The sequence below is a fragment of the Simiduia litorea genome (assembly GCF_042853465.1).
GTDB lineage: Bacteria > Pseudomonadota > Gammaproteobacteria > Pseudomonadales > Cellvibrionaceae > Simiduia > Simiduia litorea.
Genome location: NZ_AP031497.1, coordinates 825,181 through 850,121 on the forward strand (window position 1 = coordinate 825,181; position 24,941 = coordinate 850,121).

The 24,941-nt window shown below is 48.7% G+C and carries 18 protein-coding genes; 10 read left to right on the plus strand and 8 right to left on the minus strand.

Annotation, left to right across the window (positions count from 1 at the left end):
* From ACGHTT_RS03665 to ACGHTT_RS03675, 3 genes are all read right to left on the minus strand, one after another.
* Window positions 1-417 (minus strand): ExbD/TolR family protein, encoded by a 417-nt coding sequence (locus ACGHTT_RS03665; RefSeq protein ID WP_390593573.1) that lies wholly within the window; start codon window positions 415-417, stop codon window positions 1-3.
* Window positions 410-1,012: a MotA/TolQ/ExbB proton channel family protein gene (locus ACGHTT_RS03670; RefSeq protein WP_390593574.1), complete on the minus strand. Its 603-nt coding sequence runs from the start codon at window positions 1,010-1,012 to the stop codon at window positions 410-412. Before ACGHTT_RS03670 ends, ACGHTT_RS03665 begins: the two co-directional genes overlap by 8 nt.
* 151 nt (window positions 1,013-1,163) lie before the next feature.
* Window positions 1,164-1,997, minus strand: a complete 834-nt coding sequence (locus tag ACGHTT_RS03675) for an energy transducer TonB (protein WP_390593575.1) — start codon at window positions 1,995-1,997, stop codon at window positions 1,164-1,166.
* A gap of 168 nt (window positions 1,998-2,165) precedes the next feature.
* Between ACGHTT_RS03675 and ACGHTT_RS03680 the strand changes: the two genes are divergently transcribed.
* From ACGHTT_RS03680 to ACGHTT_RS03690, 3 genes are read left to right on the plus strand one after another with little or no spacing between them, the layout of a single operon-like run.
* Entirely contained in the window at window positions 2,166-4,205 is a 2,040-nt protein-coding gene (locus ACGHTT_RS03680) for a TonB-dependent hemoglobin/transferrin/lactoferrin family receptor (protein ID WP_390593577.1), read from the plus strand.
* A 10-nt stretch (window positions 4,206-4,215) separates the two neighbouring features.
* A complete protein-coding gene (gene hutX / locus ACGHTT_RS03685; protein WP_390593579.1) occupies window positions 4,216-4,617 on the plus strand; it encodes a heme utilization cystosolic carrier protein HutX in 402 nt (133 codons plus the stop codon).
* A complete protein-coding gene (locus ACGHTT_RS03690) occupies window positions 4,614-5,138 on the plus strand; it encodes a HugZ family protein (RefSeq protein ID WP_390593581.1) in 525 nt (174 codons plus the stop codon). The genes hutX and ACGHTT_RS03690 overlap by 4 nt, the downstream gene beginning before the upstream one ends.
* A gap of 256 nt (window positions 5,139-5,394) precedes the next feature.
* On the opposite strand, the gene ACGHTT_RS03695 is transcribed toward ACGHTT_RS03690, so the two are convergent.
* A complete protein-coding gene (locus ACGHTT_RS03695; protein ID WP_390593582.1) occupies window positions 5,395-7,635 on the minus strand; it encodes a TonB-dependent receptor in 2,241 nt (746 codons plus the stop codon).
* Between the two features lie 253 nt (window positions 7,636-7,888).
* On the opposite strand from ACGHTT_RS03695, the gene ACGHTT_RS03700 reads away from it, so the two are divergent.
* The 4 genes from ACGHTT_RS03700 to ACGHTT_RS03715 all read left to right on the plus strand — a co-directional run bounded on the left by ACGHTT_RS03700 (window position 7,889) and on the right by ACGHTT_RS03715 (window position 13,223).
* The gene (locus ACGHTT_RS03700; RefSeq protein ID WP_390593583.1) at window positions 7,889-8,911 is read left to right on the plus strand and encodes an AraC family transcriptional regulator ligand-binding domain-containing protein; all 1,023 of its coding nucleotides are present in this window, start codon (window positions 7,889-7,891) and stop codon (window positions 8,909-8,911) included.
* Between the two features lie 105 nt (window positions 8,912-9,016).
* On the plus strand, window positions 9,017-10,192 hold the full coding sequence (locus tag ACGHTT_RS03705; RefSeq protein ID WP_390593584.1) for a hydroxymethylglutaryl-CoA reductase: 1,176 nt from the start codon (window positions 9,017-9,019) through the stop codon (window positions 10,190-10,192).
* Window positions 10,193-10,237: 45 nt separating this feature from the next.
* The gene (locus ACGHTT_RS03710; RefSeq protein WP_390593585.1) at window positions 10,238-11,584 is read left to right on the plus strand and encodes a spinster family MFS transporter; all 1,347 of its coding nucleotides are present in this window, start codon (window positions 10,238-10,240) and stop codon (window positions 11,582-11,584) included.
* Between the two features lies 1 nt (window position 11,585).
* Window positions 11,586-13,223: an AMP-binding protein gene (locus tag ACGHTT_RS03715; RefSeq protein WP_390593586.1), complete on the plus strand. Its 1,638-nt coding sequence runs from the start codon at window positions 11,586-11,588 to the stop codon at window positions 13,221-13,223.
* Between the two features lie 19 nt (window positions 13,224-13,242).
* Here ACGHTT_RS03715 and ACGHTT_RS03720 read toward each other — a convergent pair whose 3' ends face one another.
* The 3 genes from ACGHTT_RS03720 to ACGHTT_RS03730 are packed head-to-tail and all read right to left on the minus strand — an operon-like array spanning window position 13,243 to window position 16,656.
* Entirely contained in the window at window positions 13,243-13,707 is a 465-nt protein-coding gene (locus tag ACGHTT_RS03720; RefSeq protein WP_390593587.1) for an acyl-CoA thioesterase, read from the minus strand.
* A gap of 8 nt (window positions 13,708-13,715) precedes the next feature.
* Complete coding sequence (locus ACGHTT_RS03725; RefSeq protein ID WP_390593588.1) at window positions 13,716-14,834, minus strand: iron-containing alcohol dehydrogenase; 1,119 nt, start codon at window positions 14,832-14,834, stop codon at window positions 13,716-13,718.
* Between the two features lie 46 nt (window positions 14,835-14,880).
* Entirely contained in the window at window positions 14,881-16,656 is a 1,776-nt protein-coding gene (locus ACGHTT_RS03730; RefSeq protein ID WP_390593589.1) for an acyl-CoA dehydrogenase C-terminal domain-containing protein, read from the minus strand.
* Window positions 16,657-16,751: 95 nt separating this feature from the next.
* On the opposite strand from ACGHTT_RS03730, the gene ACGHTT_RS03735 reads away from it, so the two are divergent.
* Window positions 16,752-17,651, plus strand: coding sequence for a LysR family transcriptional regulator (locus ACGHTT_RS03735; RefSeq protein ID WP_390593591.1), 900 nt, complete (start codon window positions 16,752-16,754; stop codon window positions 17,649-17,651).
* A 49-nt stretch (window positions 17,652-17,700) separates the two neighbouring features.
* On the opposite strand, the gene mgtE is transcribed toward ACGHTT_RS03735, so the two are convergent.
* Window positions 17,701-19,041: a magnesium transporter gene (gene mgtE, locus ACGHTT_RS03740; protein WP_390593594.1), complete on the minus strand. Its 1,341-nt coding sequence runs from the start codon at window positions 19,039-19,041 to the stop codon at window positions 17,701-17,703.
* 110 nt (window positions 19,042-19,151) lie between these two features.
* Between mgtE and ACGHTT_RS03745 the strand changes: the two genes are divergently transcribed.
* Both ACGHTT_RS03745 and ACGHTT_RS03750 read left to right on the plus strand, forming a co-directional pair.
* Window positions 19,152-23,465, plus strand: a complete 4,314-nt coding sequence (locus ACGHTT_RS03745) for a PAS domain-containing protein (protein ID WP_390593597.1) — start codon at window positions 19,152-19,154, stop codon at window positions 23,463-23,465.
* 383 nt (window positions 23,466-23,848) lie between these two features.
* Window positions 23,849-24,934, plus strand: coding sequence for a hypothetical protein (locus ACGHTT_RS03750; RefSeq protein ID WP_390593599.1), 1,086 nt, complete (start codon window positions 23,849-23,851; stop codon window positions 24,932-24,934).
* Window positions 24,935-24,941: the final 7 nt, after the last annotated feature.

Genomic DNA, 24,941 nt, shown 5'->3' on the forward strand with positions numbered 1-24,941 from the left:
TTAGTTTTCCGAGTGGTGTTCGAGCAGGATTTGAGTTTGGGTTATACCGGCCTGGCTTAATAGGCTCATTAATTCCATTAACGGCTGCACTTGTGCATCGCGCGCTGTATTGATAAGTATTGAGGCGTTTGGGGCGGCGGCAATATCTCTTTCTAGCGCTGTTTTGAATTCAGTCCACTGGGCGAAAGTTTTATCATTGAGTTGCCACACGGGTACTGTGGAATTTATACCGACTTGAATGGGTTTGTTAGCAGTTTCACCATTTATTAGTGATTCTGTGCTAGGCAAATCAATGTCTAAATGTTGTAGGCGGGTATTCGCCGTTAGCAACAGAAACACCACAACGAGAAATACGATATCCAATAATGGCGTCAGTTCCAGTTGTAACTCTGGTTGTGTCCGGTCAATGCTAATCATGTTTGAAATCCAAAACTAAACCTTGATCACTCAGCTGTTTCCCATTGTGATGTAGGGCAAAGTTTTGCAGTAAGCGATCTGTCCAGGCATGAAGTAAGTGAAATCCGGCCAGCGCCGGAAGTGCAATGATGAGACCCGCAGCGGTTGTTTTCATAGCGAGACCTAAACCGCCAGCCAGTAGCGCCGGCTCGATTGGGCCTCGGTGTTGAGATAGCGCTTGGAACGTCTCCATTAACCCTAGCACTGTACCTAGTAAGCCTAGCAGCGGTGCACAGATCGCAATGATTTGTAGGCATTTTAAGCCGGATAATAAACGACGTTTTTGCTGACTTAGCCAATGATTAATCAAATCGTCGAGCACGGGATTTCCATTGAATTTGGATAGTTGTGTTTTCTGGGCAAGGTTGTCTGGGCTGGCATCGAGGGTTTGAGCGTTCAATAATGCTTGGCAGCGATCTTCTAATTGATTGCACAGCTCGCAGCGCGCAAGCACAAAAACGCGCTCCGTTAGAATGATGATGGTGATAAGCGCACAGACCAATAAGGGCAGCCCCAGCGCACCAAGTAAGGAATAGAGGGGTTCGAAAAAAAACATAAATAGAATACCAGTAAATATAAAAAAGACGCTGGGTTTATTCGCGCCAACACGGGTATGTTCTGTGTGGCGAATGGATGTCTACGTGTATACATCGCAAGATGAAGATGAAATTTTTCCTTGCATATAACTTCCCTAATCGAAACATTCATTACTGTAATGCGAATTCAACAGGTATTCGCACGCGACTTGGCTTAGCAATTCCAGCAATCCGATGCGGTTCGAAATTCCATTCTTTTACGGCGGCAAGTGCAGCTTGATCTAGTGCGGTAAAGCCGGAGCTTTGCAGAAGCGCTAAGGTCGATTGCCGGCCAAGTGTATCGAGCGTAATTTCTAGCCATACGGTACCGGTTTGTTGGCGTTTTCTCGCGACAGCCGGGTAGCTTGGTGGCGCGGGTGGCGATGAAAATACCGGCTCGATAATGACGATAGGTGACGAGTGCTCAGTGGCATTATGTGTGTTGGTTCGCCTCATGCTTGTACCTGCTGTCTGTGCCGGTAGGGCTCTCGCTGTTGCCGTCAATTCGCGACCAAGCGCCGGTTGTTCTGTGGCTTGCAGTTCTGTGTCTTTACTCGCTAACGCTGGCGGCAGCTCTTTTACGTCTATGGCGTTATGGTCTGTGGTGCTTGAGCTTGTGAGTGCCTGATCGCCGTTGGGCGCAGGAATCGGCTTTGGCCTGCCTTGTTTCAACGCAGCGATTGATGTCGCCTTGAGAGGTTTTTCGACAGCGGACGCGGGGCGGCTGCTCTGTTCTGGCGCCTTAGGGTGTTGTGCTGCTTGTGTGTTTTGAGAAACAGAGGTGGCTTGCGTCTGGATAAAGGTGACGGACAGCGGGAGCGAGCTGGAGACTGCAGCGGGCGCAGGGTATTGCGCATGCGATGCGACCCAGTACAGGCTCGTCCCAATCAGCGCCAGCCGCCACAGCCACAGGCCTTTCCTGGGTGTTAATGAGATAGGAAATAATAAGAGTTGGATATAACTCACAGGTGCCCCAAGGGTTGCTGTATTCGAGTGTGTCTAAGGCATGGTGACTAGATTACACGTCAGCTAATCTAAATGCAAATGATAATGACTCGTATTTACATGGTGTGATTTTCATCGTAGAGTAGGCGTCTCAATTAATTCGCCTGTTTATCCGATGGAGCTGTTCCGATGAGTGCCAATCAATCCAACCCCCACCCGCTGCCTCTGCGTACTGTAACGCTTGCGCTTGCTATCGCTGCTGTCACACCGATGCAAAGTGCGGCTGAAGAAGCGGAGGTGTTTAAACTTAAATCGGTGTTGGTTAGCGCGAGCCGTATGGCGCAGGAGAGCGATAAAGTAGACCGAAGTTTGACCATAATTGGTCGCGATGAGTTAGTCCAAATGCAGCCGGTATCTATTGCTGAGGCGTTAAAAGCCGAACCGAATGTAGATGTTGCGGGAGGACCCAGAGCCTATAACCAATCGGTCAATATTCGTGGCTTGGAGGGCAACAAAGTTTTACAAACTATCGATGGTGTACAGCAACGATTTGAATCTGGGCACAGGCCCAGTTACTTTTTGGACCCTATTCTGATTTCACAAATTGAGGTGGTAAAAGGACCTACATCCAGTTTATGGGGCTCGGGAGCACTGGGCGGCGTGGTGGCGTCAAATACCATTAGCGCGAGTGATCTTTTGGCGCCCACTGACAATTTGGGCGGCATCATAAAAACCGGCTATACCGACAATAGCGAGCAGAGCACAACTACATTGGCGGTTGGCGGGCGCACAGATACAGTGGATATGCTGTTAAGCGGTTACTACCGGGATGGCGATAATGTGGTGATGGGTAACGGCGATGAATTGGCTGGATCGTCCACTCGCGATCAGGGCGTATTGATTAAAGCAGATTGGACGGTTAGCGAAACCCAGCAACTAGCACTCAATGTTCGACGAGCAGAAACCGTCGGTCAAGTACCAACAAACGGTAGCGCTAACAGCAATGGTAGCAGTAATTTCGATATTAACCGGGACCAGAGAGTTCAGTCAGGGCAAATTGATTATTATCTGAATACTGCCTCGCCGTTGCTGAATGCCCACGCGGTAGCTTATGTTAAAGACGTGACGATGGATGAGTCTCGGGTTTCGGATAATCGTACCGACAGCACCCAAAGCCAGACGGTTGGGTTAAATATTTCTAACGTTTCGGAGCTGTCCGGAATACGTTTATTGTACGGTGTTGACGGGTACATCGAATCCTTTGATGCAACGCGAGAAGGTGCGAATCGCCCGACACCGCCAGAGGCTGAAACCGAAGCGTATGGCGCCTTTTTACAGATGACCTTGCCCTTGGCTCAACGCTGGCACGCGGAGATGGGTCTACGCTATGACGATTTTTCGACGCGAGCGGACAATCTCAACCAGTCGCGCAGCGACAACGCCACCTCGCCCTCTGCGGGTATTTTTTGGCAAACCAAAGACTGGTTACAAATAGGCTTGCGCCACGACCAAGCGTTTAGAGCGCCCTCCTCAGAAGAGATGTACTCCAGCGGTTACCACTTTTGTATGTTCCCTGGTTTCTGTAATGCCTTTGTGCCCAATCCGGATTTAATCGCCGAGACGGCGGCAAATACTGAAGCGCTGGCAAAACTTGCGTTCGACAATGTCTGGGGGCAAGACGCCCTCCGCATTAACGCGTCGGTATTTGAAAACAACATTGATAATTTTATTGAGCAGATTGTTACCAGTCCGAGTTTCGCGCCAGTCATGAATCCAGGCTATACCACCTGGGTAAATGTGGACAAGGCCACGATTAGTGGTTTTGAAATAGCAGCTAATTACCAACAGGCGCAATGGCAGTTACAGGCGAGCTATGGTCAAAGTCGTGGCCGGGATGATAATTCGGGCGCCGATTTAACCGGTATTGCGGCCGACAAGTTGAGTTTGGATGGCAGTTATCAATTTTTTGAGGCCCAATTCACCCTGGGTGCGCGATTAATTCACGCCAAAGAACAAAATAGAACAGATGACAAAAGTGGCGCTGAGCCAGCACGCTATGCGGCTTATACCGTTGGGGATCTCTACGCGCGTTGGCAGCCGAGCAGCCTACCAAAACTGCAGATGGATCTAACCTTAAAAAATATCGGCGATATTTACTACCGCAGTGCTTGGTCAGAGTTATACGAACAAGGCCGAGCCGCTAGCGTAAGCGCTCATTATGTATTTTAAGGAGCCGTCTATGAATGCTGAAATTGCGACCACGGCAGATGTTTTACCTGGTCATTTCGCCCGTGCGCTATTGGATAATTTAACAAGTTGGGGTGCCGTGACCACTATCGTCGTACAAGCCGGTTGTGTGTTCGAATTCAAAGGCAACTTCCCAAAAGGGCAGTTAGGGAATGGATACTGGAACCTTGATGGTCCAGTTCCTGGGTTTCATGGCCACATTAATTTGGCTGTCATTGATCACGTGGCCTTTCAAGACAGGCCGCATCAAGGACGTCAGGCGTTGGCATTGGTCTTTGTTGATAAAAAAGCACAAACAATTTTTAAGGTGTTTTTAGGCCGTGACCACACTGGTGCATTAGATGCATCACAGGTGGAAAAATTTAGAAATTTACAAAGAGTTTTAGCACTATGAAAAATGTAAAATTAGAAGCCAAGCTGTCCGATGAAGTTATGGCTTTCATAGCGTGTCGTAAGAGCTTGCATTTGGCAAGCGTTGACCAGGCGGGTGAACCCTACGCGTCCTACGCACCCTTCGCCATCGGAGATAACTGCCTGTATATATTGATTAGTGATATTGCAGTGCACGCGGTAAATCTTCGTTTAAACCCGATTGCCTCGGTGCTAATTGTTGAAGATGAAGATAGTGCAGGTGAATTATTTGCGCGCATTCGCGTTAATTACAAAGTAAGTGCACAATTGTTGGCGGTTGATACACCAGAGTGGACGGCAGGTATTGATTCGCTAGTTGCACGGCATGGTAGTCGTAGTCAATCGTTGAGTGAGCTGGCTGATTTTAAACTGTTTAAACTGGTGCCTAAGAGTGGACGCTATGTTAAAGGTTTTGGTCGTGCCTATCAGTTGGCGGGAGAGTCTTTAGCGGGCGAGAGTATTGATCATTTGCAGGACGGGCACCAAAAGCGCGATGTTGCCTAATCTATAGTTGTCAGTTGCAGAAAAACGCTGATGACTATCGTTAGGTATTCTCTGGATCTAGCCGTTGAATTGCGAAATCAGGAAAACAGCGGCACTGACCTTGGGAAGTGTTGCTGTTCGACCAGCGTAAAAAAGCCGCCATCGTGATGGCGGCAACTGCATAGTGACTTAGCTATGCATGGCAGGAATCAAACCGTATTCCTACCGAGAGAGCCGACTGCCGAAGCAACCGGTAAAACATGAAACGAGTATTTGTCTAGAAGTTATAGGTCAAGTCAACGCCGTAGGTTCGACCCTTGCTAAGAGGCGCGAAACTTCCGCCTAGAGGAACGGGACCCAAAACGGCTGGTAGTTGCGTGTCCCCGCCGTGATTGACGCTGTTGAGAAGGTTGTTGGCGTACAAACCGAGCACCCAGTGTTCATCATTACTGTGAAAGTCTACGCCCGCATTGAGAATTTCTTGCTTATTGATCGTGCCGAGATTGTTATCGGTATAGGCAGACGCATCGCGAAAGCCAAAGCTAAGTCTGGATGACATGTAGCCCCAACTGCCCAAGCCTAAATCGTGATTGATACCAACGCTATAAGTCAGCTTTGCGGCCCTGGGTAAATCTAACGACTTATCTGCGTCGTCAATAACACCGTCGCCGTTTAAATCGTAAAATAGTTTATCGTAACCGGCGTCTGTTAACCCCACCGATGCATTCAACACAAAACTTTCAGTCAGTGCATAGGTGCCGTCGAGCTCCATGCCCATTATTGTTGCATCTGCGGTATTTCTTATAACTTGAACGACACCAGCGAACGGATCTGACAAGTTAATCTCTCTTTGCATATCGGTAATTCGATTGTAGAAGACTGCGCCATTGATGCGCAGTTTATTATCTTGATCTGATTTGAATCCAATTTCGAAACTATCGACAGTTTCTGCATCGAAGGGACCCGGGGCTTCGGTAATCGAAGTGTTTCGCAAATTGTAGCCGCCCGAACGCTGGCCACGGGTTAGGCTCGTATAAACCATGGTGTCGGCGGATAGGAAGTAGGTTAGCCCTACCTTGGGCGAAAAATTGGACCAAGATTCATCATCGACAAAATCTAACGTGCAGGTATTTTCTAGCACACTGCAGGGGTTGTTGCTGTTGAGTGTAAGTGTTGCGATTTCCGCTTCCTTTTTTTCCTCAGTGTAGCGACCGCCCAGAGTCAGCATGAGGCTTTCGGTGAGGGAGTAATCTGCGGCAAGAAATATCGCAGCTGTATCTACCGTGTAGTTGCCTCCACCGTCGAGTGTGCTGGCGCCGTTTAGGTAGCTTCGGGTCTCCTGATAGTTCAGTTCATTGGTGAAGTAATAGATGCCCGTGGTTACATCCAGGTCCTCGGTTACCTGAGCGTTGTAGCGCAATTCATTGCTAAATTGTTCGGCATCGAGCGCTGCATCTGAGTGAAACAAACTCAGAGGCGATGCGTCGATGTCTCCTCGAGAAGGCGCAGAGGACTGGCGCCAACCGGCGATATTAGTCAGCGTGCCGATGCCGATTTCCCAATTAATCTCGAGACTTGCCAAATCTGAGTCGACTAAATAGAAGCCCTCTTCATTGACGGAGAAATCGTGTTCGTCGCGGTCGAAGTTATCCCAAGCGCCATCCACACCGCTGCCGTTTGTGTGACTTTGCGCCGCGGGCCCGCTAGCATCCTGTTCATAGTGTTCATACCGCAGTGTTGCATCGAGCTGCTCACTAGGTTCCCATGCGAGAACCACGCGGGCCATTTTTGTTTCAGAGCCACCAAAAGCTTCATCGTTATAGCTGTTTTTAAACCAACCTTGATCGTCGTTGTAGTAAGCAACCAGCTTTCCTGCAAGGGACTCTGTGATTCCACCGCTAACGCTCGCCATGAGATAGGAATTTGGTTTTTCCCCGCCACCCTCTACGGCTGTGCGAATCGTTGCTTCTGTTTCTTGGGTTGGCTTTTTTGTATTAATGAGTACCGCACCACCGGTGACGTTGCGGCCGAATAAAATACCCTGAGGGCCACGCAATATTTCGATGCTGGCTAGATCAAAGGTATCGAAAATAATGCCGTTATTAACCCCCATGTAAACACCGTCGACAAAAATACCAACGGTTGGGTCAATAGAGGGAATTGAGCTGTTAATACCTAAGCCGCGGATAGAAAAGTTTGCGGTGCCCTTTGTTGTGCCAGCGTCGTCCATGGCGACATTGGGCAGGCCCACGGATAGGTTAGTTAGGTTTCGAACTTTGAGCGCTTGTAATTGTTGCTCGCCGACGGCCGTTACAGAAAGCGGAGCATCTTGTGCGCTTTCTGCTTTCTTGCGCGCGGTGACGACTATCTCTTCGAGTAGCGTTGAGCTAGCAGTGCGGACTTTTTCTTGGGCGACCGCCACAGACGAATACCCTGCTGCGAGACAAATTCCTAGGGCGATGTTCTTTAACGGAAATTTTCGGGTGGGGGATAGATTATGCTCTTTCATTGATTTCATTATTGTGCTCTCCAATGGGGTGCAATTTTTAGTGTTGTAAAGCCCCGTCTGAGTAACTCAGACAAGTAGATGCTATGCATTCTGGCCAGCTGAGCGTTATTCCTAGGGCGCCAATTCCGTTAGCATTTTTTGCCAGTATTGCGTTGCGGTTAGCCGTTATGAGTGTGATAGACTCAGTCTGGAGAGCAGGAAAAAACATTATAAAGTCTGCGAATAAGCCTTATCACAGACACTGATAAATATCGGAATTTTCATGACTAATGGTCCGGATGTTATTGGGTGCTGGTTGACGTTATTTGCCAGTGCGTTATCTAGTTATAATATCGATGCGCCTAGATTCTTAACTGAACAGGGAGTTGATTACGCGTTAGCGTCAGACCCGAATTACCGATTACCCGTTGTCATCATGGCGCAACTTTGGCATGCGGCAGTGGCGCAAACGGGTGATAAAACCTTTGGCCTAAAGGCTGGCACCTTTGTGACGCCAATGACTTTCAGCGCTTTAGGTGTTGCACTTTGGAGTTGTTGTACCATTCGCGATCATTTCAATTGCTTGGTTCGCTATATGCATGTTTTCACAAATGCAGTGGATATCTCAGTTGAAGAAACCGATGAACATCTTATTACTACCAGTCGGCTGAGGCATGATAATGGTCGAAGTTCAGCGTCCGATTATGCGCAAGATGCGGTTTATGCTGCCATGATTACCCTGAGTAGGTCCCATTACAAAGCAGATTTTTCCATGGTGAAGCTCGAACTTACTCGGGCTCAGCCTGAGGATGAGGCACCCTATTTAGCGTTATTTCGCTGCCCCGTAAGCTTTGGTCACGCGTTAAGCCGAGCTTGGTATAAGCGCGCTGACGTGGATGTCTCGATTCCTGGTTGCAATAGAGAAATGGCCCACGCAACAGAAAAGTTAGCGCAAGACTATTTAGCCAAACTCGAGCTAAAAAATGCCGATATTCAGCATAGGGTGCAAAATATTATTGTCAATTTAATGCCTCAAGGTGAGGCAACCTTAGAGCGAGTAGCGGATATTTTACACATGAGTTCGCGCACGCTGCATAGAAAGTTGGAGGCTGAGCGGTCTAGCTTTCGTTTGGAGATGGAAGCGGTCAGGCAGCGATTGGCGCGCGAGTATATGCTCGATCACAGTCTTTCTTTAGGCGATATAAGTTTTCTATTGGGCTTCTCAAGCTCTAGCAACTTCACCAGAGCGTTTCGACGTTGGACGGGAAAAACACCTCAAGACTTCCGTCAAATACACATTGACTGATTGTCAAAAAAAGTAAAATCAGTTGTCAGATTTGGAATAACTAAAAAATAATACGCGACGTAACCTAATGCTCTTGAAATTTATCTTTGAGTTAAAGGTTTTTGTATGTCTCGTGCTCCTAGTATCCCTCGCTCCAAAATTGATGACTACAGCCGCGATCAAGCCAGCGAGCGGCGAGATTTTCTATACGACAAGACCGGTGCGCAATTGTCTGCAGTGGGACATTACACACTTGATCCGCAAGTGGTGAATGGCAATATCGAAAATTTTATTGGTACTTTGCAAATGCCATTGGGTGTTGCTGGTCCATTGAAAATTCAGGGCGAAGCCGCTCAGGGTGATTTCTATGTGCCATTGGCTACCACAGAAGGAACCTTGGTGGCCAGTTACAGCCGTGGTATGCGTGTTATATCGGAATGTGGTGGCTGCAAGACAGCAGTAACCCGTCATGCGATGCAGCGGGCACCGGTATTTCTGCTTGCTGACGTGCATCTTGCTAAGCAGTTTGGCGCTTGGTTGGAGCAAAATTTTTTGCAGCTAAAGTCTGTGGCCGAATCCACCACTCGAAGTGGCAAATTGGTTGATGTTGAGCAGTACCCTGTTGGCAATATGCTGTACACCCGGTTTAATTTCACCACGGGTGATGCCGCGGGGCAAAACATGACCGGCAAGGCTACGTTTGCGGCCTGTGAATGGATTGTTGCCAATTGCCATTTGCAACCAAAGTATTTGCTTTCGGGTTCGATTGATACCGATAAAAAGCACTCGGCGATGAATTTGATTCGCACTCGCGGCAAGCGTGTGATTGCCGAAGTTGTGCTGAAAAATGATGTGGTAAAACGTCTTCTAGGTGTTGACACTGCCACACTGTTTCGCGCTCGACAAATATCCAACACCGGAAGTTTTCAGGCTGGTTCCATTTATAACGGTCCTCATTCGGCAAACGGCATCGCGGCGTTGTTTATTGCAACGGGCCAAGATGAAGCAAATGTTGCTGAGTCGCATGCGGGCATTACTCACAGCCAATTATTAGATAATGGTGACTACTATTGGTCGGTTACTTTGCCGGCCGTTATCTGTGGTACCTACGGTGGCGGGACGGCGTTGCCTGGGCAGCGTGAATGTCTTGAATTGATGGATTGTTACGGAGCGGGTAAAGCCGACAAATTTGCAGAAATAGTTGCCGCTGTAGTGCTCGCTGGCGACATTTCTCTAGGTAGCGCAGTGCTAGCTGGCGATTGGGTGTCTAGCCATGAGCAATATGGTCGAAATCGGAAGTAATTCGGGCTTACATTCTTCTGCAATGAGAATAATAACGAGGTAGGTATGAGCACCCCTTTATCAGATGCACGTCAATCCTGCGGGTCTGCTGGCCGTTATGATTCACCACGCTATCGCGGTTATGTCTTGGCAATGTTGACGTTGACTTATGTTTTTAACTTCGTCGATCGCCAAATTATCGCCATTTTACAAGACCCCATAAAATTGGAGTTCGGCCTATCTGATACTCAACTCGGATTACTAAATGGACTCGCTTTTGCGGCTTTTTATGTGGGCTTTGGTTTACCCATTGCCCGCTGGGCTGACGCAGGGGTGCGTCGAAATATCGTAGCCTTAGCGTTGGGTGTGTGGAGTTTAATGACGGTATTTTGTGGTATGGCGCAGAGCTATACCCAGCTATTACTCGCCCGTATAGGTGTGGGGATAGGCGAGGCTGGTTGCAGCCCACCAGCGCACTCTATGATTTCGGATATCTTTCCTCCTGCCCAAAGAGCGACGGCGTTAGGTACTTATTCGCTCGGTGTGAACGTGGGTATTTTAATAGGCTTCGTCGCGGGCGGCTGGCTAAATGAAGTCTATGGTTGGCGTGTTGCCCTGATGGCAGTTGGCGCACCCGGATTATTGTTAGCGGTATGGCTGCGCTGGACAGTGCACGAACCTCAGCGTGGGTTTTCGGATGCAGGCAATCAGCCTGCCAGCCAGACCACAACTGAAGAACTAGCGCCCTTGGCTCAGGTCTTTCGGCAATTATGGTCCTATAAAAGCGCTCGTTGGTTGGTCTTTGCGTGTGGTTTAACCAGCGTTGGTGGTTATGGCTTGGCAAACTGGATGCCGTCCTTTCTAATTCGCAGTCATGCCATGGGCACGGCCGAGCTTGGTGTTTGGCTTGCGCTTATCGCCGGTGTTGGTGGTGGTTTAGGGACTTTTTTTGGTGGTTACTTAGCGGATCTATTAAGTAGGCGCGACCCGCGTTGGGTGCTCTGGCTGCCTGGCCTGACATTGAGTGTGGCATTTCCCTTCTTACTACTGACGTTTTTGTTACCGGAAAAATTACCTACGCTGCTGATCTATATATTTCCTGCCAGCGTTATTTCGGTGTACTTGGGTCCATCATTGGCAACCATTCATCGGCTGGCACCGAATCGAATGCGCGCTATGGCGTCAGCATTGTTATTTCTAGTGATTAATATTATTGGTTTAGGAATCGGCCCTGTGGCAATCGGTGTGTTGAGCGACATGTTGCAGCCTATATTGCAAGCGCAAGCACTGCGAATGTCCCTGTTGGTAATGGTCTGCGGTGGTGTAGTGTCTGGCGCTCTATGCTTTTTCTTCGCAGCAAAACATCTCATAAGCGACCAAATTCGCGCGAATAGCTATGCTCAAGGTGACTAAAATGGCGTTAACAATGGGCTTGGCGCCCACACCCTTAGAGAAGTTTTATCAGTGGGAAAAAGTCGCGCAAGAGGATGTGTTTTTACGCCAATCGCGCAACGGGCAGTGGTTGAATTACACCTGGGCTGAGGTTTCCGAAATGGTGCGCCGAGTGGCAGGTTTTATTAGCTCGCGCAAGCTGCATGCTGGGTCTAATATTGGAATTGTGGCGTCTAATTGTGCCGAATGGTTGGTGGTGGATTTAGCCATCATGTTAGCGGGTCATGTCAGTGTGCCGCTCTATGCTGGCCAAGATCTGAATTCGGGGCGGTACATTTTAGATCATGCCGACGTGAGCCTTGTTTTTGTCGGTCGGTTTTCACAAGAGAGCCAGGCCGATTCACTTTTCGGCGCTCATCGCTACCGAATAGCACTCACGGATTGCCAAGTCAATTGCGATGTATCTATCGCCGATATTTTATCGGACGCCCCTCGGTTTGATAAGTCTCCTGTTTACCCGCGCGCTCAGTTATTTACCTTGATTTACACATCAGGTACAACTGGCAATCCGAAAGGGGTGATGCATACTATTGGTGCTATTGCCGACGTGGTTCAAAGGCGTACTCTGTATTTACCGTCAGCCGAACCTGGGGAGCGGGAGCGATTTATCTCTTATTTGCCGTTGGCGCACGTGGCTGAGCGCGCGGGTATTGCCATAAGAGCACTCTACTCGAATGCTGAGTTGGCTTTTTCTGCAGGCTTGACCACCTTTGCCATCGAAATGCGCCAAATAAAGCCGACCGGTTTCTTTGCGGTACCTCGATTATGGGAAAAGTTTCGAGAGAATCTATTGACCACGCAGCCAGATTTAGTGGTTGAACATCTAACCGATGCCGAAAAAATACATTTGCAAAGCTTGTTAGGTCTGGAAAAGGCGCGCTACATCACTACCGGTGCTGCAGCGACACCACCCGACTTGTATCAATGGTATAAGGCCATTGGCATTCGATTGATCAATGCTTATGGCATGACCGAAAATTTGATTGACGGTTGTTTAAATATCAGCGAATCGGAGTGTGATCCAGGATGCGTTGGCACGCCCCTGCCTGGTGTTAAATTGCGATTCACCGAGGATGGTGAAGTTTGTTTTAAAAGTACAGGTGTAATGCAGGGCTACTACAAGGACGAGGAAAAGTCGTCACTCGTTCTACATGGTGGTTGGTATCATACCGGCGATAAAGGCTTTTTAGATGAGCAGGGGCGATTGGTGTTAACAGGCCGTGTTGGCGATGTTTTTAAAACCAGTAAAGGTAAATTTGTTAACCCCATCGATATAGAGCACAAGCTGTTGTCTTGGAAATTATTTGAGCAGGTTTGTGTCATTGGTCAAGGCTTGGCACAGCCAGTGGCGCTAACGGTGCTTAACCACAGCGCTAAGATGATAGAAAGATCAGCATTAGAAGAAACGCTAAAGCACCATTTGATACATATGAATAGCCAATTGGCGCCCCATGAGCGAGTGTCAAACATCTGTGTGACTTCGGAAGATTGGAGTGCAGATACAGGCTTGCTAACACCAACATTGAAAGTAAAGCGTCAAGCGGTAGCGGACAGATACCTAGCAGCGGTAGATTTGAATCGGCTGGTAACTTGGCGCTAGTGCGTTGATATTTTTTTGGTTAGCGGTGTGTATTTTCCTTAAGCAGCGTAAGTGCGCGCCTAATTTTTTCTGGAATAGGGCAGGGGCGTTGGTTATCGCGTGCGACAAATACGTGAACGAAATGGCCGTGCGCACATAGCATATTATTGTTCTCCTTAAAAATGCCGAGTTTGTAAGTGACTGAGCTATGCCCGAGTTTAGTGACGGCGAGTCCCACGTCGATTTTCTCGGGGAAGCTCAGCGGTTGAAGATAGCTGCACTGTGAGTCGACGACGAAGGCAATGCTGGCGCCTTGATGAATGTCTAGTCCTCCGTCGCTGATTAAAAATTGATTTACCGCCGTATCGAAGTAGGCGTAGTAGGTCACGTTGTTCACGTGGCCGTAAATATCATTATCGGCCCAGCGGGTGTCGATGGATTGGAAACGTTGAAAGTTTGCACGGGTCGGTTTGCCGTTGGCGGCGTGGGGGTCTGGATTGTTCATGGCTGAGCTCAATAGATTGATTGGTAGATTTTTAGGGCGTCGGATTCGCTCATTGGCTTAGGATTATTGATGAGCAAGCGCTGCTGCAACATCGCGTCTGCGGCTAACCTCGGTAAGCTCTCTCGCGCTACGTTGAGGTCGCGCAGGCGTGTCGGTAATTGCGTGTTTTTGACCAGCTCATCTAAAGCATTAATAAGTTGTTGGCATGCCGTCTTTGGATCTGTTGCAGGCTTTACCACAAAAATTGAGGCTAGCTGGGCGTAAAGCAAATAGGCGTGGCTGGCATTGAAGCGCAATACGGCGGTAAGCACTAACGCGTTGCTGAGTCCGTGCGGTATATGATAGTGACCTCCCAGCGGATAGGCGAGCGCGTGCACGGCCGCGACCGGCGCGTTGGCAAAGGCTTGGCCGGCGAGACAAGCACCGAGCAACATGGCGGAGCGCGCCGCTAAATTACTACCATCGCTAACGGCGCCTAACAAATGCGCGGATAATAACTTCAGCGCTTGACGTGCAAGTGCGTCCGAGAGTGGATTTTTTTTATGTGCGCTGGTGAATGCCTCAATCGCGTGCACCATGGCGTCGATGCCTGTCGCCGCCGTGATGGCGGGTGGCAGGCCTAGGGTGAGTTCTGGATCGAGTAACGCCAAATCTGGCAAGAGCTTTTTCGAAACAATGCCGGCCTTGGTGGTATTGCCGGTAGTGATAATGGCGATGGGCGTAACTTCTGAACCCGTGCCGGCGGTGGTGGGTATTTGTACTAGCGCGAGGCGGTTACCCGTAACTTTATCGATACCATAAAGCTGAGCGAGTGTTTGCTGGCAAAAAGGATGGGCGAGAAGCGCAATAATTTTTGCCACATCCATTGAACTGCCACCACCGAAACCGATGATTAAATCCGCTTGTGTTGATTTTGCTTTTGCCACGGCTGCGAGCACTGTGGCTTCTGACGGGTCGGCCTGTACCTCGCTAAAGCAGGCATGATTTACACCCGCGATAGTCAATGCTGTCTGCGCCTTTTTGATTATACCCAATTTGACCAGACCGGCATCGCTGATAATCAGTACCGATTGGGCGCTCAGTTGTTGGATAAATTGCGCTAAGTCGTCGATTAATCCTGGTCTCATTTCAATGCCAGAGCTAGTGTAGAAGCTAATAGATTGCATAATGGCCCTAAAAATGATCGAGTTGAAAGGAGGGTATTGTGCGCGTATTGCCTAATAAAATTTGCATTAAACTGATACAGCGAGGAAGAATACGTTCAAAGTAAACATGCGCGCACTGAATTTTGGCTTGCAGAAAATCTTGGTCAGCATCGAAATGGGGTAGATTTTCGTAGGCGGCTTGCGCTTGTTGTAGCCAACACCAAGCCAATAGAATATAGCTTGAGAAATGCAAGAAGTCACAGGCATTAAGGCTCAGTGAGTCTGGGTTATTAAGGTTGTTGTCGTGCATCAAGCTGGCCATTTCCTGCCAGCGATTGAGCCAGTGTAGTAGAGCGCTGGCAAGCGGTGCAATTTTCTCATTGGCTTGGCTTTGAGCACAGTCTTGGCGAATGTCGTTTATTAATGCACTTAGCGCTAGCCCCTTATCCGCTAAAATTTTTCGTTTAACTAAGTCTTGCGCTTGAATGCCGTTGGTGCCCTCATAAAGCTGGGTGATACGGCCATCGCGCACGAGTTGCTCCATGCCCCATTCACGAATATAGCCGTGACCGCCATAAACTTGTACGCCGAGATTGCTCACCTCCATGCTCATGTCGGTAAAAAAACCTTTCACAATGGGAATGAGCAACGCGGCTCGCGCACTTGCCTGCTGGCGAATTGCCTGGCTCGCGCCTCTGTGTTCTAAGTCGAGTGCCATTGCGGCTTTTAGCCCTAATAGTCTGCTGCCTTCTACTAAGGTTTTTTGCGTCAGCAACATCCGCCGTACATCGCCGTGCATAATTATTGGATCGGCGGCGAGCTCGGGGTTTTTAGTGCCCGACAAGCTGCGGCATTGCAGTCTATCGCGGGCGTAGCGAAGCGCGCCTTGATATGACTGAGCTGCTATGCCCAAACCTTGTAGCCCTACTTGAAAACGAGCATCGTTCATCATCGTGAACATACAGGCTAAACCTTGATTCGCTTGGCCTACCAAGTAACCTTTAGCACCGTCGAAATTGATCACGCAGGTGGCGGCGCCTTTAATGCCCATCTTGTGTTCTAAAGCACCACAGCTCAAGGCGTTTTCTGCCTGACTATCGGGTAATATCTTAGGCACTAAAAATAAACTGATGCCTTTAATGCCGGCTGGCGCATCGGACAGACGGGCGAGTACCAGATGAATAATATTTTCGGTTAAATCTTGTTCGCCACCGCTGATAAAAATTTTTGTGCCATTAATACTGTAGCTGTTGTCAGCACAAGGCTTGGCGCTAGTGCGTAGCAAGGCTAGGTCGGTGCCAGCGTGGGGTTCAGTCAGGCACATGGTGCCGGCCCATTGGCCACTGACAAGTTTTGCTAAATAGGTTTGTTTTAGCGTTTCGCTCGCGTGGGTATTCAGTGCTAATACCACTCCTTCGGTTAAGCCTGAGTAGATACGAAAGGCGAGGTTGGCGCTCATTAGCATTTCATGAAACGGAGTCGCGAGCAGCGCAGGTAAGCCTTGGCCGCCGAAGGCCTCGGGCCCGGTCATGGCCGCCCATCCTGCCTCGCAGTAAGCTCTATAAGCCTCTACAAAGCCCTTGGGCGTGGCAACTTTGCCGCCGTTAAGCGTTGCGCCTTGTTCATCGCCTACACTGTTGAGCGGTGCGATAACCTCGCTGGCGTAGCGGGCGCCCTCCTCTAGTATGGCGTCGGCTAAGTCTTTGTTTAACTCGGTTAACCCAAGCGCTTCGCAATGTTGTTCGAAATTGAGTAGGGTATGTAAGAGAAACTGAAAATCTTTTAGCGGTGCTTGGTATTCCATGGGCTGCCTAAAACGGTGTATAAGTGAAAGGCTCCACTCTAGGCAATCTTTGCTTCGATGAGGAATCAAACTTGGTGATACGTTAAATTGCGATTATGAATATAAGAAATTTTGACTTAAATCTCTTGGTGGTGCTCGATGCATTGCTGCGCGAGCGCAATGTTTCTAAAGCAGCGGATAAATTGTCCCTCACTCAGCCTGCAATCAGTAACGCACTCAACCGGTTAAGAACACAGCTTGATGACGAGGTGATGATTCGCACCGCGGGGGGCATGAAACCCACAGCGCTAGCGTTAAGTTTAGAAGAGCCTGTGCGCAGAGCTTTGCGGCAAATTGAATCGAGCTTGAACAGTAATCTTGCCTTTGATCCAAGTTTAAGTAACGACGTTTTCACCTTGGCGCTGACCGATTTCGTCGAGCATATGTTGATGCCGTCGCTGTCGGCACTGTTAGCGCAGGTGGCGCCAGGGCTTCAATTGCGCGTGGTGGACTTAGGCAGAGACTTTCCATTGCAAGCACTGGAGTCTGGGCAAGTGGATTTGGCCATTGGTCGGTTTTTGAATTTGCCTTCCAGAGCTAGCCATCGCCGTTGGTTAGAGGAAGATCTGGTGTTGGTGTCTGCGCTTACTAATCGCATGCCAGAGAACTTAGATGTGGACAGCTTTTGCGCCTTGCGGCATTTGTGGGTGAGTGGTGCGCAAACCAAGGGCATGGTGGATGCGTGGTTGGAAGCGCACGGATACAGTCGCGAGTTAAGTTACATTACGCCTAATTACATGATGGCATCCCATCTGGTGGCTGCGACGGATATGGTGGTCGTGCTACCACGCCGCTTTGCACAGAAATATCAGCGTTTATTGCCGCTGTGTCTGTATGAAATGCCCATGACGCTGGATACTTTTTCAATAGACATGGCTTGGGCCAGTTTGCGCGACAAGGACAAAGGCTTGCAGTGGTTGGTGGAGCAATTGTTGACGATTGATGTGAGCGCTTAAAAAATTATGCCAAAATCCTTAATTGTGGCACCGAAAAACCACTGAACGTTTAATTTAAAAGGTAACTGGCAAAACCGAGGTAAATGATAACCCCGGTGGCATCGACAATAGTGGTCACCAGAGGCCCGGATGCGGTTGCTGGGTCCATATTGATCTTGGATAAAATAAAGGGCAAGCAGAGCCCGATCAGTGAGCCTGCCATCACCACACACACCATGGCGGCGGCAACTACTATGGCCACATCGGTGCCGCCCCTTAGCCAACCTAGGCCAGCAACGGCGATGGCTAGCGTAAAGCCGAGCGCGCCGGCCACTAGGATTTCGCGGCCCAGTAAGCCCAGCCAATCTTTCATTTGAACCTCACCGGTCGCCAGTGCCCGCACCATTAATGCCGCGGCTTGGGAGCCGGCGTTGCCGCCACTGCCGACGAGTAGAGGGAGAAAGAAGACCAGTGCCACGTGTTGTTCGATCAGCGCTTCAAAAAAGGCGATGCCGGCGCCAGAGAACAGCGAGCCGAACACCAGTAGTAATAGCCAGCCAATACGCTTGGTGAAAAGTCGTGTTAAGGAAATATCTTTAAATGAAGAGCCAAGCGTGGCGACAGAGGCGCTTTTTTGTGCATCTTCTGTGGCCTCCTCCACGAAGGCATCCATGGCGTCATCGTAGGTGATAATACCGACCAGTTGTCGGTCTTCATCTAATACCGGTACCGCAAGTAAATCGTAGTGACGTACAACTTCCGCCACTTTTTCTTGGTCTTCATTCACCGCCACGCTGACTACATCCGCGTGCATCAGGTCGGCAATAATGGCATCGGGTTTAGCGAGGATGAGTTGCTTAAGTGACAGGGTGCCTTGCAGCGTGCGGTCCTTATCGACCACATAAACTTGGTAAATTGTCTCTTTGTCTGGCGCTTCAAGGCGAATGCGCAGTAGCGCTTTGTGTACCGTCCAGTGGCCACGCAAGGTCGCATAATCTGAGGTCATCAAGGCGCCAGCGGTCTTTTCTGGGTAGCTCGCCAAGCGCCGTACATCCTCCCGTTCGGCTTGTGCCAAACCTGGCAGCACGGCATGGCGCTGCTCCTCGCTTAAGCGGTTATACAGATCGGCGCGTTCATCGGACTCCATTTCTGAAAATAGGGCGGCTAAATCGTTGCGCGACATGACGGATGCTATCGCCGCTTGGCGTTCTTCCAGCATAAATGAGAAGGCTTCGGCGTGATCGTGCAGGCTCAGTAAAGAAAGTAGCTGTGCCGCTTGATAGGGGCTGAAAGCGGCGAGGGCGTCGGCTAAATCCGCAATGTGCATATGTGCTATCAAGCCGCGCAATTGATGCTTGTCGGGTTGTTGGATAAGGGCTGTGAGTTGTGCGCGAATGTCTGCCTGATCCATAACCTCTCCTACTTATTGGTTGGTTCGGGGATTGTAGGGAGAGAAGAACAAGGATACAACGCCGATGCCTGTCTATACTGGATCAGATGTGCCAGCCAGAGGAGCTAAGTTTGATTGGTAACCCGTTTAAAAAAGATCCAACGCCGCTGCTTTGGTTGCTACTCATAGTACTAGTAGGCGTTATGAGCGCCGGCGCACTCGTCATTGATCGACTAAATATTGAGTCATTTCAGGGCGATGAGCGCAATAAAGTCCTACAGCAAGCAAGTGTGATTCGTGCCCGTCTTGAGGGCAATATTAACGCCAATATTCAATCCATACTTGGATTAGTGTCGGTGATTGCGGCCGAACCCGATCTACAGCAGGACAAGTTTTCACGCTATGCGTCGCAGATTTTTGAGGGGCGCAATCAACTGCGCAACCTCGGTGGTGCGCCGAATATGGTTATTCAGCTTATGCACCCGCTGACGGGTAATGAGGCCGCTATTGGCTTGAATTTGGCCGTGAATAAATCTCAAAGAGACGCGGCGTTGCGGGCGAAAGAAACCGGTGTGATTACGGTTGCTGGGCCGGTTAATTTGGCCCAAGGCGGGCAGGGATTTATTGGCCGTGTACCCGTATTTAGTCATAGTCCAGGCAATGATCGTGAGTTTTGGGGTTTAGTATCGGCAGTGATTGATCTGGAACGTTTTTATCGTGAAAGCGGAGTGTTTGATGCAAACATCGAAATAGCAATCAAAGGGCGCGACGGCACTGGTGCCGCAGGCGATCTTTTTTACGGGGCACCTGAATTATTGACTAAAAATCCCGTGCTGTTAAATGTCAAGCTACCCAATGGCTCCTGGCAGCTTGCCGCCGCGCCGCTTCAAGGTTGGACTGCCGTGCCGCCCAATAATTTTTGGTTGCGCATGCTGATGGCCATCACGATTTTAATGTTGTCGTTACCAATTTTGGCACTAATAGTAAACCAGCGGGCCCGCCAACAAGAGCAAGCGCGCTTGCGGAGTTTGTTTTTTCGCTCAAGTTTAGGTATCGCTCTTTGTGATAACAGTACCGGCTATATATTGCAGCTGAATCCGACCCTAGCCGATATGCTCGGCTTGGCACCCAATGAAATACCACCACAAAAACTGCATGATTTGATAGAGGCGCCTGACAACGCGCCACTGTACTGGTTAGAAAATTTAATGGGGATGGGGAGTGGAATAAAAATAGAAGGCCGTATTCGCAGCGCTGATGGCGTGAGTCACTTTGTTCATATTAACAGTGTTGCAATCGATCAACCTGGAATGAAAAATCTATTCTGGGTCATGTTGGATGACGTTACTGTGCGGGCCAAAACGGCTGCAGAACTTGCCGAGACCACAAGGCAGCTTCAGTTGGTGGTTGATAGTACCGGTGTTGGTTTCTGGGACTGGAAAATTCCAACCGGAAAGCTGAAAGTTAATGAAAGTTGGGCGCAACTGCTGGGTTTCTCAGTGCAAGAGCTTGAGCAGACAACTGGCGGAAATTGGTTTGAGCGGATGCATCCAGAGGATGTCCCAAGGGTATTGAAATATGTGGACATGGCCGCGCCCGGAATCCTAATTGCAAGCCCTTTGGAGGTGCGAGTAAAGCATAAAAGTGGTGGCTGGGTGTGGTTGCTGATCAGTGGGCGTGTCGTCGATTGGAGTAATGATAAACCGTTAAGGGCAGTAGGCGTTAGTTTGGATATTACCGATAAAAAAAGCATCGATAATAGTCTAAAAGCGTCTCAAGAGTTACTGGAAAAATATTTCACCATGTCTCCAGCCTTTATGTCCATTACCAGTGAAGAGGGGGTGTTTGAAAAAGTAAATTCGACCTTTGTTCGGAAGTTAGGTTTTACTGAAGAGGATTTTTTGAGTACTGCAGTATTAGATTTTATACATCCGGATGATGTTGAATCGGCTGTGGCGGCGGCTCGAAAAATTTGCGTAGAGGGTGGGTCTATTGAAGTAAGAAATCGTTATCGCTGTGCTGATGGGCGCTATCTAGCGCTGAATTGGAATACTAGCTTTGATCCAGCGACACGGAAATACTACGCAACAGGGTTGGACGTAACGGAAAATATAGAATATCAGGAGAAACTAAAGGATAGAGAGCAAATGCTAGCGGCGATGAGTAAACAAGGACGCATTGGTGCTTGGGCCCTAGATGTAGAAGAGCAGAAAATAACCTGGTCGCTAATGACTAAAGAAATACATCAGGTGGATGAGGACTACGAGCCGAAAATAGAATCGGCGATAAAATTTTATAAAGAGGGCTACAGTCGCGATACGATAAGTAAGTGTGTGGGTGAAGCATTGTCAACAGGAACGCCGTTTAAGGAGGAACTACAAATTCTGACCGCTAAAGGTCAGGAGCTTTGGATTGTCGCTACCGGTCAGGCCGAGATGCGTGACGGCCGCTGCGTACGTGTTTTTGGCTCTTTTCAAGATATACAGAACAGAAAGATCATTGAACAGGAGTTGATTGAGGCCAAGGAGTTTGCCGAACAGGCTGTAAAAGTCAAGAGCGAGTTTTTGGCGATGATGAGTCATGAAATAAGAACACCAATAAATGGCGTTATGGGTATGCTTAATTTGCTCAAGCGCACCTCTCTCGATCAAGGCCAAACGCACTATCTCGATGTGTCACTAAAAAGCGCGCACTCATTGCTTCATACCATTAATGATGTGTTAGATTTTTCTAAGGTCGATGCTGGAAAATTAGAATTAGCGTGCGAAGCCTTTGATCTATCGAATGAATTAGATAATGTAGTGCAAGTTATGGCGCTGTCAGCGGAGAATAAAAATTTATATTTGACGTTAGATCGCAGTTGTTTTGAACCTGTTATCGTCCATGGGGATCAAGATAGGTTGAGGCAGATTTTGGTTAATTTGGTCAGTAATGCAATTAAATTTACCGAGCAAGGCGGGGTTCGAATTAAGGCTCACATGACAGCCGAGGATTCTGTCCTGCTGGTTTCAGTGTCAGATACTGGCGTCGGTATTGATAGCGAAAACGTCGATGCATTATTTAAGCCATTTTCACAAGTGGATAGTTCAACTACGCGCCGATTTTCGGGTACAGGCTTAGGCTTGTCCATTGCACACCGGTTATGTGCTTTGATGGGTGGCGATGTAGCCGTTGAAAGTCAACCTGGCCAGGGTTCGAAATTTACCTTTAGAGTTAAGTTTGAAAAAGTTGAAAAAAACGCCTTGGCATACAGCCCTTTATTTTCGGGTAAGCGGGCTTTGTTGATAGCTCACGATGAAATCATTGTTAATAATCTCTCTCATCTGCTAGAGGCGTCTGGCGCTAGCGTTGTTCGTAAAGATGCAGTGAGTGACGTTGCCGCTAGTATAGTTTCTGGTTTTGATTTGGTATTCGTCGACCAGCAGACAATGTCCGAAAAATTTTCCGTTGTAGAGATGAAACGCAGTAGTACAGCAATGACTAGTGCTGAATTTATACTTCTTTGTTCACAGAATGGTATGCCTGATTTAGTTGAATTAAATGAGCAAGGTTTTACATATTGCTTGTCTAAGCCGGTGACTTGTTCTTCGTTACGCGAACTATTTTCTCGTCACGGGCGTGGGTACAGCAGTTCACAGGGTGCAGTGAAATCTAGAAGTAATAATGTTAGATTGCTATTGGTCGAAGATAACCTAGTTAATCAGGAGGTAGCTACGCTACTGCTAGAAAGTTTCGGTTTTAGTGTTGATGTGGCGGCCACGGGTTTGCAAGCGCTGAATAAAATGCGGAGCACCCTTGAGTTCCAGCATTACGATGTTGTTTTGATGGATTGTCAAATGCCAGAGATGGATGGCTATGAAGCCACGCGAGAAATCCGCAGGGGCGCGGCCGGCGATAGCTATAAAAACATTCCAATTATTGCGCTGACCGCTAATGCTATGCGTGGCGATAAAGAGAAGTGCCTGGTGGCCGGTATGAATGACTTTGTCAGCAAGCCCATTGAAGACAATATGCTGCTTGCTGCATTGCGTCGTAGTGTGCAAGGTTTTGATCTTGCCGACATTGAAAGCGATGACGACGCTAAAGCGCCAAGTTTACAAAGTGTTGATCGCCCCGTTTGGGATAAAGGCTTTGCCTTGCGCTCTGTGCGGGGCCGGCCGGATAGGCTTGCCTGGCTAACCAATCAATTTGTGACGTCCAGTAAGACTCAACTGGCTGGGCTTGAACAGGCGTTAGAAAATGAAGATTACGACGCGATTGTTTTTCACGCGCATACCTTAAAAGGTTCATCGGGTCAGCTAGGTTGTGGTCAGATGCACTTTCTTTGCGGCGCCATTGAACTGGCTGCGAAGGCGAAAAATGGCGTGCAATTATTGGCTGATTTTCAGCGGCTAAAGCAGGCAAGGGTTGATGTTTTGGAATGCATTAGTGCACAAGAAACGTAATTTTCTAAAGCAGTGGTTGTTAGCCAATATGCTTTTAATCGAAAATTTTCGTGTTCTTATTTAGTGTTATGCGTCTAACTTTAACAACCAAAAAACGCGACTAGTGTTTTATTTTTAGGCTGCCTAATACCGTCATATTTTATCTCTCTTGGTTACAATTTACCTCCGTGCATGAGCCAGCAAAATCTGTTTAAAATTTCTTAAAGCCTATAACTTCCGCAATATAGATTTTGTTCTAGTGACGCTATCTGTCTCAGTGATGTCGAAATATATGGCTAAGCGGCTGTTAATGCATTAGTTAATGTATATCAAGGAAACTGTCGGTGTTTAGCGACATACTGAGCTTGGTCTTATTGATTGATATGCCCCGAAGGTAATTCGCTATGGAGAATGAGTGCTTCTTACTCTGCAATACAGGCAGTTCATCTATAAAATTGGCGTTGGCCTCGTTTGAGCAAGGTGTCTTTAATCAAGTAAACGTTGAGCTGACAGACGTTGGCCTGATTGAAGCGTTGCAGGGATTTTTAGCAGACTTGCCTAGCCTGTCTGGTGTACTGCACCGGATTGTTCATATGGGGGAAGCAGAAGAGGGGCCGTTGGCAGTAACGGCTTCCTCCCTACAGCGTATTAGTCATTGGGCGTCTCTAGCGCCCTTGCATAATTATCAGGCGCTGGATGTTATAGAGATAATAACGCGGCGTTTTGGTGATCTACCGCAATGGCTTTTTTCTGATTCTGGGCTGTATCGGAATTTGTCTGCCTTGCGAAAGCTGGTGCCCCTGCCGCAGTCTCTCTCTACTGATTGGCCCTTGCAGCGCTACGGGTTTCATGGTTTGGCCCACAGGAATATGTGGCGTCAATTGCCGAGCAGCTTACGGGCAAAAAAGGTGATTACTTTACAGCTGGGCTCTGGCTGTTCGGCTACCGCCTGGGATAAAGGCGAGGCGTTGGAGAACAGTATGGGTTTTTCGCCGCTGGATGGGCTGTGTATGCGAAGCCGAAGTGGCAATGTTGACCCCGGCGTTTTATTACACCTTTTGAGTAATGCAGAATTTGGTGTTGAGGCGTTAAATCATTTGTTGACCCAAGGCGCGGGCCTTAAAGGTATTAGCGGTTTGAGTGGCGATATGCGCGAATTGCTTCAAAGTCATGACGAGCGAGCGCAACTCGCCGTCGACTATTTCTGTGATGCGGTGACGCGCGTGATTGGTGCGCAAATGGTGACTATGGGTGGGATTGATGGCATTTGTTTTGGCGGCGGTGTGGGTGAAAATCAGCCAGCTATTCGCGCCAAAATTCTTGCACCCTTGCTGGCCTTTGGCGCGGATCTAGCGCCAGAGTTGAATGGAAAAAATGCGGCGTTCAGACAGTTAAATAAAACAGGAAGCTGCATGATCTACTTGACCCCAGTCAATGAAATGCAGGAAATGTTTGGTCAATATACCGAAAAGTTTAGGCCACAACGTTAACCGGGAA